The following is a 12805-nucleotide window of genomic DNA, read 5'->3' as shown; positions in this document are numbered from 1 at the left end:
CTATGCGGACGCCGTATCCTCTTCCGGCGTCAGGGCCGTGAGCTCTTCGGTCATCCGCAGGATGAGCGTCTCGTCGAACACTGGCGCGCCGATGGCGTCGAGCATCGTGGCGAGGCAGCGGATGCGGTGTTCCAGGCCGGCATGATCGGTGGGGTAGAAGCAGGGCGTGAGCCAGTAGTTGCCGAGGAGCGAGAGCAGTTGCGCCGCCTCCTCGGGGTATGCCGTGGGAATGGAGCCGTCCTGCACGCCCATATCGATGAGCGAGCGGAAGGACTCCGGCAGTCTCGTCGACCAGACGCGCATGTTCGCCGTAAAGAACGCAGGATCCTTGAGCAGCGCCAGCTGGGAACGGACCAGGTCCAGATGATCGGGGGTGTCCACAGCGGAAACGATGAGCGCGCGCAGCTTCTCAAGCGCACTCATGTCCTTGCGCTCGATGAGTTTGTCGAGAAGACGCGCGGTTGCGGCCCACTCGTCGGCGTTCAGCCGGTCGAGAATCGCCTCCTTCGATTTGAAGTGGTGGTAGAGCCCGCCCTTGGACAGTCCCAGGTCGTTCAGGATGTCCTGGATGGACGTCTTCTCGTAGCCCTTTTCAGCGAAGAGCCTGCGAGCGGAATCGAGGATTCGTCGTTCGGTGTCTCCGGAATGCATATCGTGCGCCATGCGGATGGCCTGCCTTTCGTTCATGTCCCCGTCAAGCATACAGACCGTCGGTCGGTCTGTCAAATGATCGAGGAAGTCGCCCCTGCGATGCGATTGAATATCCGCGGCAAGGCGGGAAGAAGAAGACCGGTAAGACGCCGAGTTCAAGTTCAACGTCTCCAAGTAAGTGTTTCTCTGGCTCCCCTCTTCGAGGGGAGCTGTCGCTACAAGCGACTGGGGGAGCGGTACGGATAAGGCCTGAGAAGTCGTCTTCTCAGGCCTTTGTCATGACATTGTTCTGCAAGGACTGGCTGCTGCAGCAGCATAATGTGTGTTCTATTATGAGTCTTCGCCAGAAATCATGACGGAAACACGAGACGCAACCCTTAGCTCGCCCCTGATTCATCCCCGGACCGTTATTCAGGCGGAGCGTATGCGGTAAGCCCAATCCTTTTGTGAAGATTTTGTGTATTGTCAGGCATGCGTGGGTTTCACCGTCGATTTGAATGATGATAGGCTTCTCGATGTCTGCCGTACGAAGACCCCATCAAGGAGATGCCATGAACCTGTATCGCTACGCGATGTTCATCGCACGCGCCTGCCGTGGGTCGTTCGTCGGCAATGTTCTGTTTGCCAATCCACGAATGGCCCTATTCTCGATGCTGGTGTAGCGGGGACACGCCTTATGCCGGGATGTACCGATGGCCCATCCGCAGTCGACGTCGCATGAATCGCTCACCATAGCCATCAACTTACGCAAAGCCGCGAATCGTTTGCCGTATATGAATGCGGAACGGATGGCGGCTTTTCCTTTACGTCCGGACTCATCGGTGTCCTCGCGTCTTGACACAAGCATGGGGCCGGATCGCCACACATGACGTTACCAACAGAAGGAAATGCTGTGACCTCACAGAAAAACGCGGAACTCGGGTCCGCCACCAGTTCCGTAAAGCCTATTGATTCGCACGCCCGATTCATCATCGTGGGCGTGATCGTCGTCGGCTCGTTCATCGCGCTGCTCAACCAGACCGTCATGTCACCGGCCTTGCCGGCACTGATGCGTGATTTCAATATCACCACCGGCACCGTGCAGTGGGTGACCAGCGTCTACATGCTGGTCTCGGGCATCATGGTGCCGATTTCAGGCTATCTGATTGATAAATTCTCCACCCGAAAGCTCTTCGCCGGAGCTCTTGCCACTTTCATGGTCGGCACACTGCTGTGTGCCGTCGCGCCGAATTTCATGCTGTTGCTCGTCGGACGCATACTGCAATCCGCCGGCTCCGGCGTGCTGTTGCCATTGGTCGCCGTAGTGCCGATGCTCGTCTATCCGCCGGATAAGCGCGGCACCGCCATGGGCATGGCCGGTATCGTCATGGCCGCCGGCCCGGCTATCGGCCCGGTTGTCGGTGGTCTGGTGATTGACAGTTTCGGATGGCGCCCGATGTTCATTGGCATCGCAGTCGTGACACTGGTCATCCTTGTCGGAGGCACGATGATGCTCAAGAACGTCAGCGAGTTGAAGAACCCAAAGCTCAACATCCTGTCCGTGATCCTTTCGACCATCGCGTTCGGTGGCCTGCTCTATGGCTTCTCGTCCGCTTCCACGATGGGATGGGCCAGTCCGGTCGTCATTATCTCAATCGTCGTTGGTCTTGTGGCCTTCGTCGCATTCGTATACAAGCAAGTCAAGCTCGATGAGCCATTGTTGCGCGTTGACACCCTTGCCACCCGCAACTTCCGCAACTCCGCGATTCTGGTCACTCTGATCAACGCCGCAGTCGCCGCAACCAACGTGACGTTGCCTATCTTCATCCAGAATGTACTCGGCCAATCCGCCACCGTCACCGGCATGGTCATGCTGCCCGCCGCGGCGGTCGGCATCATCCTGAGTCCGGTCGCCGGCGCCGCATTCGACAAATTCGGCCCTCGCGGCGTGGGCATCGGCGGCCTTGCGCTCATGACCATCTCTCTTGGTCTTCTCGGCACCATCAACACCAGGACATCAGTGCTGTTTGTCGCCGTGTTCTGCGCATTGCAGGCATCCGGTCAGGCTATCGCCAACATGCCGATCAACACTTGGGGCGTCAACGCTTTGCCGAACGACATGATCGCCCATGGAAACGCCATCGCCAACACCGGCCGCCAGATCGCGGCAGCCATTGCGACTTCGCTTCTGGTCACCGCAGAAACATCTGTGACCGCCTCGCACATGTCCCAGGGTGTGAAGTCCGCCACGGCCAGCGGCATCGCGTTCTCCTACCTGCTGTGCGCCGCCATCTCGCTGGTCGCCCTGATCATCTGCATCTTCACCGTCACCAGCCGTGCCAAGGAGAAGGCCGCACGCAACGCCAAGGCCTCCGAGGCGCAAGCCTCCGCCGAAGTCGCGGCCGAAACCACTGAAGGCCAGCCCGCCGAGCATCACTACGCCGGCGCATACGTGGCCCCCGCCGCCTCCCTGTTCAAGCAGGCCCAGGAACAGTCCATCGGCGAGATCATGGACGATCAGCCCTACAGCTGCCTGGACAGCGATGACATCACGCATGTGGTGCGCGAGTTCATCCGTCTCAACGTCTCCAGCCTTCCCGTGGTGAACGGCGATGGCAGGCTCGTCGGCTTCGTCAGCGACGGCGATGTCCTGAAATCGATTGCCACCTATGAATCCCGCACGGTTTCCACCGGCACCGGTTCGACGATGGTGGTGTTCGACGACGAAACCGTGGCCTCCAAGGTGCAGGCGCTCTCCGGCAAGAAGGTGATGGACATCGCCACGCGTAAGGTCGTTGCCGCCACGCCCGACCAGCATGTTGGAGAGGTGGCCCGCATCCTCGCCAAGAAGCAGTTCAAGAAACTGCCGGTGGTGAATGGTGATGGCAGACTCGTCGGTGTGATCCGCCGTAAGTCCGTGATGGAACATGCCTTCGATGCGCTGTTCCCAAAGGATGATCGGTGATTCGGCGTCATCATCGCTGAATAGAATGAATGGAACATGAGGCTTCTCCTCTCGCGGGGGAAGCCTCATTGCTTTGTCCGCGGAGTCTTACGGCACCTGCGCAAGGGCAACGTCACGCCTTCATGATTATACTATCGAATAGTGTGTTCCTATCGTTGCATGGTGACGCTAACGCATGGCGTCACGATACTGAAGCCTGCCATCTAACGGCGGGTACGGCTCGTTGCTGGAGTCGTGCACGCATACGCGCGTCGGCGTGCGTATGCCGTGATGTGACCTTTGTAGTGGAATTGAAGAATTGAGAACACTCGTATGTCTTCTAGTAGTACAACAACTGAACCAACTGTGCGCGAAACACCCGAGGTTTCCGGCGATGACAATGCGAATGCGCGCGCAGCGGTCCATAGCGCGAACAAACCCGGTGCCGCCTATGCCGCAGCAGTGGCCAACGGGGAATCCGAGCGTGCGTGGATCCGCCGTGTAGTGCTTCTACTCACTGGCCAGGCGTTCTCGCTGCTGGGCTCCAATATTGTGCAATATGCCATCTGGTGGTGGATCGTATTGCAGACTAAAACCGGTTCGGCCATGCTGCTGGTCACGTTGTTTGGCGTGGTGCCGCAGGCCATCGTCTCGATTTGCGGCGGCTCCTGGGCCGACCGTCACAGTCGCAAGTTGCTGATTATGCTGCCGGATATGGTGATTGCTGTGGTCACCGTCGTGCTGTCGCTGAGCTTCGCGATGGGATGGGCGAGTCTGACCATGATTTTCGTGGTGCTGTTCATTCGTTCGGCGGGAGGCGGGGTGCAGACGCCCGCTGTGCAGTCGTTCATACCGGATGTTGTTCCCTCGGGCAAACTATTGCGCGTCAACTCAATATACGGCGTGATTAATTCGGCGAATATGATTGTGGCACCTGCGGTGGCTGCTGTGCTTATCAACACAGTGCCGCTGTGGTCGATTCTGTTAGTCGATGTGACCACGGCCATTATCGGCGTCGGCTTTGTGGCGTTGATCAAAGCGCCGAAGAAGAGCGCGGAACATGTTGCGAGGCGTATGGCTGAAGCGGAGAATAGCGGGCAACCCACACTCGAACCGATGTCGGATGCCAATGCTGATCGTTCGCTGATTGCCAGCGTCCGTCGTGTGTTTGCTGACTTGAAAGATGGTTTCAGCTACACATGGCGCCGGGCGAACCTGCGCAACGTGGTGCTCGGTGACGCCTTGGTGTGCTTCGTGGCCGTGGCTCCGATGAACCTTACGCTGTTGCTCATGACCCGCGAATATGAGGGCATCGATTTGAATCTCGGATTCATCAACCTGACCACCGCCTCCGATAAACTCGCCGCCAACGAGCTGGGATGGAGCATCGGTATGCTGCTCGGCGGCGCGCTGATGTCTACCATCGGTGCCAAGCTCATCCGCAACAACATGCGCGTGGTCGCCTTCGGCATCGCTCTGGTGGGCGTCTCCGTCGTTGGTCTTGGCGTGGTTCACAATCTGCTGGCGTATTTGCTGATTGATGTGGTGAACGGTTTGGCTTCGGCCATCTGCATGGGCCCGATGCGCACCATCATCCAGACCGAGGCCGATGAGAAGATGGTGGGCCGTGTATTCGGCCTTGACACCACCCTGAGCACGCTCGGAATGCCGCTCGGCATGTTGATCTTCGCGCCACTGGCCGACGTGATCCCGATTTCGCTGGTGTTCATCATCGGCGGTGTTCTGACCCTGCCCATCGGCATCTATCTGTTCGGCCAGGCGCGCCGTAACGTCAGTGCGCAGGTGACGCGAACAGCGGCCTGACAGGCACCTGACGGCCACCTGCCAGACGTAAAGTCAACTACCAGATTTGCGCATACAGATCGTAAGACACATACTTCGGCAGATCGTAGACGGTAATCGAGAATGGCGTGGATCGGCCATTGCCCGGCCAATCCACGAATGCGATATCTCCATAGATGATTGCGTTCTGTGCGTTACGCAGTACTAGGGAAATCTTGATTTGCTGTCCATCAGATGGCTTGAATCCATCTGCCACGGCGCGGACCTCGCCATTGAACGTCGTGCCGCCGTCCCTGTTGTCTATTTTGGATATTCCACTGATGGGGAAGGCGGCGGTTCCCTGAGCCTTGGCGACGTTGTATGTATCCGGATTGAGCACAGTAAAATCAACCGTTTCTGGGGCGGTGCCTTCGCCTGCTTGACCGGCGTCATATACAGTCTGATTCGGGAATGCCATATTCAGTGCTTGCGTCTGCGAGAACACGATGGAACCGTCTTTGGCCCGCCCCGTAATGGTAATCTGCGGATACTGCACCTGCTGGGTCTTACTGGTGTTGCGCAGGGCGAAAGCGTAGTGGACATACCCTTGCTGGTCCGCCGACCAGCCGGATTCCACTATTTTCAGAGGATTGTCGGTGACGGTGTCTTGATTGTCTCCATCAGCGCCGTCAGTGCCGCCTACTCCGCCCGTGCCATTGGCATTGTCGGTTCCTGGCCCGTTCGAGGAGTGCCCGCCATCGGCCTTATCGGTTGATTGGCTGCTGGATTGTGTCGAGGAATCGGGTGATGTTGCCGACCCGATAATGCCCAGTTGGCCTGCCAACACAATGCCTCCCGCAATGGCGGCGATTATCAGTGCCGCTCCGGCAATGGACCACAGCACGATGGCGCGTTTGCTCAAGTGCAGACGCCGGAATAGTCGAGACGCCGACGCGCTGCCGTTCGTTGTTCTCGTTGATGGCGGATTTGCCGATGATGCGTTCGGTATGGGCGGATTGGACTGGGAGAACAGCGCCTGGCGAAACTCTTGGACGCTCTGTGGCCGTTTGCTGGGCTCGAATGCGCACGCATAGCCGATGACGGCGCGTAGTCGAGCCGGTACTGCGGCATCATCGGCAAGTCGCTGCTCGTAGTCGCTGGCATCGGGATATACGCCGGTCAGCATGAATCCGAGTAGCCGGCCCAGCGAGAATACGTCGGAACGCGCGTCGGTTTTGGCAAAGCCATATTGCTCAGGCGAGGCGAATCCGTAGGTGCCAAGCGCCGTGGTATCCCGTGAACGGTTGCTTGCCTCTGACCGGATGCGCGCGATGCCGAAATCGATGAGATGCGCGCCATCCTGGGCCACGATGACGTTGGCCGGCGTGATGTCGCGGTGGATAACGCCGTGCTGGTGAAGCTCCTGCACGGCTTCGCAAATTTGGTCGATAAGCTGCACGGCCACATTCGGTGCAAGCCGCCCGTTTTCCTCCGCAATTTGCGCAAGCGTGCTGCCCGGCACGTAATCGTAGACGATGACGAACCGGTCGGGCAGCTCGTACGTCGCTTCCACACGCGGCAGACGATTACTCTGGCAGGCGCTGAGCGCTGCCCACACATTGCGTTGCGCTAGGGGAGAGGGAATCTTCTTGCGTACGAACGGGCCGTTGCCGTCAATGCTCACCAGTTCGGTGACGCCGGAAGGTCCGCGAGCGAGCGTACGCTCGACATGGTACGCATCGTCGATGCTCATCGCATGCATCGCCTGCTTATCGTCCATGTCTCTCCTTGACGCCCTCTTACTTGCGTCTCACTGGTGAGTGTTGTTGGGCCGAATGTCGTCAATCGGCCGGTAGCAACGTCGCCTCTCCCATACGATACAACTCGTCGTCCGTGGCAATGCGGTCGAATCCATTGCGTATACACCAGATGATAATCGCGTCGCGTCGCTGTTTGCACCACAGTTCGGAAACGCCTGCAAGACGAAGTAGCCGTTGGGTTTCACGCAGCGTGCACTGTAGGCCGAACGCCAGCATAATGGCATGGTCTCGGCCGGGGTGGCTTTTGCCGGAGAAAATGTCATAAACCACTGTGGCGTTGAGGCCGGATGCCCGCACCACGTCGGCTCGTCTCAGGTCATGGGCTTCCATACGGTCGAACAGATAGTCGGTCAGCGTGCGTGCGCTGACGAGTCCCTCATCGAGATACTGCTCAATGCTGGCGCTGGCGAGCAGCCGATCCAACAGTTCCTCGGTCAAATGTTCTTCGGGGATGTCTGCCATGCCCATGCTCCTTGTCGCTGTGTTGCGGGTGCTGTGCTGCGCCATCGTACGCGGTTGCTCGATTCCCAGCGTACAGGACGCCGACTTTTCGGAAACACGCCGAAAAATTCAGTTGTCAGCTGATGTATGGCCCGCGCGTGTCGCCGACAATGGTCGATGCCATCCGTGTAGGTGCGGTGGCGGAAAGGATGTTCATGCGCGGTATCAAGCATCGACAATAAAGCTAACATGCATACAAAATGCTAATTTGCGTACATAATAACAACGCCATACACTGGTTTCGATGTATCGCAGAGCAAAGCGAGCAATAAGAAGGGACGCAATGATGAGCGAACGATACCGGCTTGCCATGGCAGTCGGATTGACCGTAACGGTTGCCGGGCTTGCCTCTTCTGTGCTGGTAATGCTGCTGCTTAAGGAAAGAAGGGCATCATGACAACGCCATTTGATCAACAACCTCAGCCGGTTCCACCGTCCGAAGGCACGAATGACGCACCGGAAGATCGCGCGAATGCGCCTACCGTGCCGAATACTGTACCGGCTGGCCAACCGAACGTAGCGTCTGATGGTGCTACCACCACTCCGATGACTCCGGCTACGGCATCGCAGCGGCCCGCCGGCGCGCCATTTGATCGTGTATATGCGGTCAGTCCGCAACAGCTGTTCCAAGTTATTCACGACCAGCTGACCACTGGTGCCACGTTTACCTTGGATAACGAAAACACCCAGACCGGAGCGTTTTCCTTCCACTCCTATGATGGGGTGAACTGCACGCTAACCGTAGTCCCGCAGGGTGCGGCAGGGGCCGCCATTCGTCTGGAGGCGACTGGAAACGAAAGCGCCAAGCGCGTTGATGAGTTCCTCGCCGCTCTGGACAAGCGTATTGGTGTGGCTCCTGCACCCGCCACACATGGTGCCGGTGCTGCCACTGGTTTTGCTGGTGCCGCTGCGCCTGCCGTGCTTGCTCCGAATGCACAAGGGGTGAAGAAGACTTCCAAGCTGGCTGTGTTCGCCATTATTTGGGGAGTGTTGTTCGTACTCGCCCAATTTGTGGATGTTTCTGGCCGATCCTGGGGCGGACTGCTGTTCGCCACGGTGATTCCGGCACTGCTCTCAGGCTTCGCCGTATACGTGACCCGCCCGAGTGGCAAGGTGCAAGGCCGAGTGCTGGCCTGGGTGGCAGTCGGTATCACCGTTGTGGGTCTGGTAATCGGTGGCGTGTTCGTAATTCGTGACGATGCGAAGGCCAAGGCTGATCGGGTGGAATTGGAAGCATCGCTCGCCACCAAGTGCGAAGCATATTCATGGCCGGAGTCGGACATCGCGGCGCTGCTGCCGCAGCCGAAATCCACAAAGGGTGAAATTAAAAGCGAGTCTTCGGACTATTTCTCCATCGAGGTGTGCGGTACCGACGCCAAGCAGTATGCCGACTACGTCAAGTCCGTGCAAGACAACGGTTTCACCGTGGACTATAGCAAGTCCGCTGACAGTTTCAATGCCAAGAACGCCGATGGATACAGTGTGAGCGTTTCTCGTAACACTGACGACGAGACCATCATGTCCATCACTATCCAGGTTCCGGAAAAGAAGGAAGATACGTCTACGGACGGCGACGCCGCGAAGCAGGATGATAAGAGCACTGATACGGGCACTGATTCCAGCGATGCCAACAAGCAGAGCGACCAGTCTTCGGATCAGAAGGCGCAGCAGAACACCAATGACAGTGCTGACTTCAAGGCCACGATGGACAGCTACGAGGCCTTTATCGATGAGTATGTTGCCTTCATGAACAAATATCAGAAATCCGATAACGTGGTCAGCATGGCTACCGACTATGCCGGCATGATGAAGCGTTACTCTGAGTTCTCCCAGAAGGTAGACGCCATTGACGAAAACTCCCTCAGCAGTGAGGATTCGGCCTACTACACCGAGGTCATGACTCGATGCGCGCAGAAGCTCACATCGGTGGGCCAGTGATCAGACTGGCGTATCGAGGTAACGGTTTTCCAAGAAAGGAACGATGACGGTATATGGGTATACGCGGCAGACAGTATACGCCAATGGATGAGCCGGTCTTCAACAAGGCCATCCCCGGAACGGAGGCTCTGGCCGGGACCCTGAAAGACACTTTTGGCGCATTCCGTAGTGGGCTTGGGATTACCGAACCCGTGGTTTCGGTGAATTGCGAAGGTTGTGGCGCTCCGCTTTCCGGTCATCGCAAAGAAGTCGTTCGATGCGAATACTGCGATCGCGAAACGCAGCTATAACCAACATGCCAGCATAACGGCCGGTCTTGCGATTGTATAGTCGCAAGATCGGCCATATGCATGAGATATCGAGGAAAAAACAGATGGCAGTTATTAAGGCGTTCGCCGGCGCGCTCGGCGGTACATTCGCGGACCTGTGGCGTGATATCATCACCGCTGGTCCGTTCACGGAACACACCGTCGTTGTGCCGGGCATTCCCCGCGGAAGCAACAACGATCGCGGTTCGAATGAATACGGTTCCGAGGGAATAATCACCAATGGTTCGCGTATCTATGTGCCAGAGAATACTGCGGCGTTCATTTTCTCTGAAACAGGTATCGAAAACGTCATCACCGAGTCGGGCGGTTATGAATATCGCAACGGGGAGCAGAGCGTGCTCGCCGGAGACGGCATCGGATCGTTCTTCAATCAGGTTGCCGATCGATTCACCTTCGGAGGTCAGCCTGGCCGCACCAAATATGTGGCCTTCGTCAACCTGCGTGAGATTCGTGGCATCAAATTCGGCACTTCTGCGCCGCTGGTGTATAACGACCGGTTCTATGGCGTCGATTTGGAAATTCGCGCACGCGGATCCATGTCGCTAAAGGTCGCTGATCCAGTTCGATTCGTTCGTAACTTTGTGCCGGCCACTACCGTGTCGTATTCATTCGATGATGAAGGGCCACGTAGGCAGATTCTGTCTGAATTCGTACAGTCATTTATTGTGGCCATCAATTTGCTGTCCAATGAATATCGTATTTCGCAATTGCCCGGCAAGGCGAATGACATCGCAGCATGCGTGCGTGGCGATCGGGCCAATGCAGGTACGTGGAATGATCGTTTTGGCTTTGAAGTGTCCAGTGTGGGCATCGAAAGTATCGAGTTCACCGAGCAATCACGTCAACTCGTGCAGCAGTTCGCCTCGAATAAGATGAATGTTGCCGCATACGAGGGCGTTTCCCAACAAGCTGGCAATATGGCTGCCCAGCAGCGCATTGCGCAAGGCATCCAAGACAACGGCTTTGGCGATGGTGGCATGTTGCTTGGTATGAATATGGCGCAAGCCATTAATCCTATGACGGCCGCCCCGGTTCAAGCGCCGGCACCGGAAGCCGCTGCTCCCGCCGCTCACACGACATCCATGTCTGTGGAAGAACAAGTCGAGGCGATGAAGAAATTGAAGGAATTGGTTGATATCGGCATTCTCTCCCAAGAAGAATTTGATGCAAAAAAGCACGAAATTCTCGGCCTATAAACGGCGCATTCATGCAACTCGAGACAGTTGATAATGAGGGAAACGTTGGTGCGGTATATCGGCCGCCAAGAAGGCTGCCGAAGAAGAGGCTGCAAGAAAGGCCGCTGAAGAACAGCTGCTGCACAGGCCGAGGCCCAGCGGCAAGCTGAGGAGGCCGCTCGACAGGCACAGCAGCAACAGCAAGCGCAGCAGAATGTGCATTATGCGAATTGCTCTGAAGTTCGTGCGGCTGGAGCGGCTCCGATTTATCAGGGGTAGCCCGGATACAGTAGCAAGCTCGATCGCGATCACGATGGCGTGGCCTGCGAGTAGCGCTCGCGTTGTTGAGGAGACTCAGCGCTTGTTCGGGCCGCCGTCCGGGAACATCAAGTAGGTGATGATGCCGGCGGCGGTTCCACTGGCCAATGCGCCGGTGATGACGGCAAGAGCCTGCATCGCCGTGCTGAGCGTGGGCTTGCCCGTTGCGGCAGTCTTTGCAGCCTTCAATGTGGCGGCACTGGACTTGCGTTTCTCGGCAATGGCATTGTCGGCAGCGTTGCCACAGTCTGTATTGACCGGGGCATTGTCGGCAACGGCCTCGCCGTCTTGCTCTTGGGCGCGCCGTTCGCGAATGCGTTGCTCAATGGGATCGTCGACCAAAGTCTTGATGATGCGTGCCAGATCGCGGTCTTCACGACGTGCGATCTCGGCGCTGAACACCGTACGTAAAGCGAGATACTGCAGTTTGGTCATCGGGCTTTTGCCGGTCTCCAAGTTAGACACCGTCTGTCGCGCGACTCCCAGCTCGTCGGCCAGTTGCTGAGTCGTCCATCCGGCTACCTTGCGAATCGGACCCAGGTTCTCCTGAAACTTATCAATCCACCATTGTTCGATTTCAGACGCCGCCATTACGCACCTCCTTCCACGCTGTCACCAGTGTACGTTACCTGTACCGAAATCAATCCAAAAAACAGTGTTCATGTGAAATTCACTGCGTATCTGCGCTTTCACCAGCTTACCGAGATTAGCCTTACATATCCCATAAGACCGGCATTGGGTGTGTGAACCGCAATGGCATTGCGCTTATATTGGTTGCCCTGCTCCCGCACAAGCGTCGCCGGACGCGACTCGAGGGATGCACCCCGGAGGAGTTCCGGAGCATGTCCCTCGCGGTCTCAGACTGCATCCCACTTACCGACGTCCAACAAACGGGGTGCGGTTCAGTTCCGTGAAAAACACTCTTGTGCTTTGCTTCGTTTCCTGCTATGTGTGAAAACATGGGTAATACGCATGCTCGCCGCTTCGATGGCACGGTGCGGCGTCGGACGGGGGAGCGCGGCACCATCATGACGCTGCGCGACTGCCCGCGCGCCATGCGCGTCGTCGTGGACGGCATCGACCTGGATGAACGGCACCGGTTCCGCCTCTGCGAGATCGGCCTGGCTCCGGGCACGGGCCTGCGGGTCGTGCAGCGTGGCGCTTTCGGCGGGCGGGTCATCGCCTTCGGAGACGAACGCGTCGCGGTGGATGGCGCCACCGCGCGGGCCGTCCGCGTACGGTTCGCGCAGGACGAACATACGCAAGACGACGTTGCGTAACACGAAGAGAACGAGAATATGCGCGAATGATGAATCTACGGGACCTGAGAGGTGGCGACTGCTGCAGCTCGCAGGACGATTGCTGCCG

Annotated in this window: 9 protein-coding genes and 1 pseudogene; 6 read left to right on the top strand and 4 right to left on the bottom strand. The window is 57.6% G+C overall.

Translation table 11 applies throughout. The annotated features are described in order from the left end of the window. Complete coding sequence (locus tag MMB48_RS07275; RefSeq protein WP_032743761.1) at window positions 1–663, bottom strand: TetR/AcrR family transcriptional regulator; 663 nt, start codon at window positions 661–663, stop codon at window positions 1–3. An 880-nt stretch (window positions 664–1543) separates the two neighbouring features. Between MMB48_RS07275 and MMB48_RS07270 the strand changes: the two genes are divergently transcribed. Further along, complete coding sequence (locus MMB48_RS07270) at window positions 1544–3595, top strand: MDR family MFS transporter (RefSeq protein WP_032743664.1); 2052 nt, start codon at window positions 1544–1546, stop codon at window positions 3593–3595. 312 nt (window positions 3596–3907) lie between these two features. Further along, on the top strand, window positions 3908–5398 hold the full coding sequence (locus MMB48_RS07265) for an MFS transporter (protein WP_032743665.1): 1491 nt from the start codon (window positions 3908–3910) through the stop codon (window positions 5396–5398). A gap of 37 nt (window positions 5399–5435) precedes the next feature. Here the strand turns inward: MMB48_RS07265 and MMB48_RS07260 are convergent, their stop codons facing one another. Both MMB48_RS07260 and MMB48_RS07255 read right to left on the bottom strand, forming a co-directional pair. After that, window positions 5436–7136, bottom strand: coding sequence for a serine/threonine protein kinase (locus MMB48_RS07260; protein ID WP_032743666.1), 1701 nt, complete (start codon window positions 7134–7136; stop codon window positions 5436–5438). A gap of 61 nt (window positions 7137–7197) precedes the next feature. Next, window positions 7198–7638, bottom strand: a complete 441-nt coding sequence (locus MMB48_RS07255) for a hypothetical protein (protein WP_032743762.1) — start codon at window positions 7636–7638, stop codon at window positions 7198–7200. A 432-nt stretch (window positions 7639–8070) separates the two neighbouring features. On the opposite strand from MMB48_RS07255, the gene MMB48_RS07250 reads away from it, so the two are divergent. The 3 genes and pseudogenes from MMB48_RS07250 to MMB48_RS11700 all read left to right on the top strand — a co-directional run bounded on the left by MMB48_RS07250 (window position 8071) and on the right by MMB48_RS11700 (window position 11452). Then, window positions 8071–9615: a DUF6591 domain-containing protein gene (locus MMB48_RS07250; protein ID WP_032743667.1), complete on the top strand. Its 1545-nt coding sequence runs from the start codon at window positions 8071–8073 to the stop codon at window positions 9613–9615. 373 nt (window positions 9616–9988) lie between these two features. Further along, window positions 9989–11140, top strand: coding sequence for an SPFH domain-containing protein (locus MMB48_RS07245; RefSeq protein WP_032743668.1), 1152 nt, complete (start codon window positions 9989–9991; stop codon window positions 11138–11140). 195 nt (window positions 11141–11335) lie between these two features. After that, a pseudogene (locus tag MMB48_RS11700) lies at window positions 11336–11452 on the top strand (excalibur calcium-binding domain-containing protein). Between the two features lie 21 nt (window positions 11453–11473). Here MMB48_RS11700 and MMB48_RS07240 read toward each other — a convergent pair. Beyond that, window positions 11474–12028 carry a helix-turn-helix transcriptional regulator gene (locus MMB48_RS07240; protein WP_032743669.1) on the bottom strand — a complete coding sequence of 185 codons (555 nt, stop codon included), beginning with the start codon at window positions 12026–12028 and terminating at the stop codon, window positions 11474–11476. A 437-nt stretch (window positions 12029–12465) separates the two neighbouring features. Here MMB48_RS07240 and MMB48_RS07235 point away from each other — a divergent pair, with 437 nt between their 5' ends. Continuing rightward, entirely contained in the window at window positions 12466–12717 is a 252-nt protein-coding gene (locus MMB48_RS07235; RefSeq protein WP_032743763.1) for a FeoA family protein, read from the top strand. Window positions 12718–12805: the final 88 nt, after the last annotated feature.

Source organism: Bifidobacterium sp. FKU (genome assembly GCF_026016385.1).
In the GTDB taxonomy this organism is placed as follows: Bacteria; Actinomycetota; Actinomycetes; order Actinomycetales; family Bifidobacteriaceae; genus Bifidobacterium; species Bifidobacterium infantis.
Note: the sequence above shows the minus strand (reverse complement) of the source record. Positions and strands in the feature narration are given on the sequence as shown.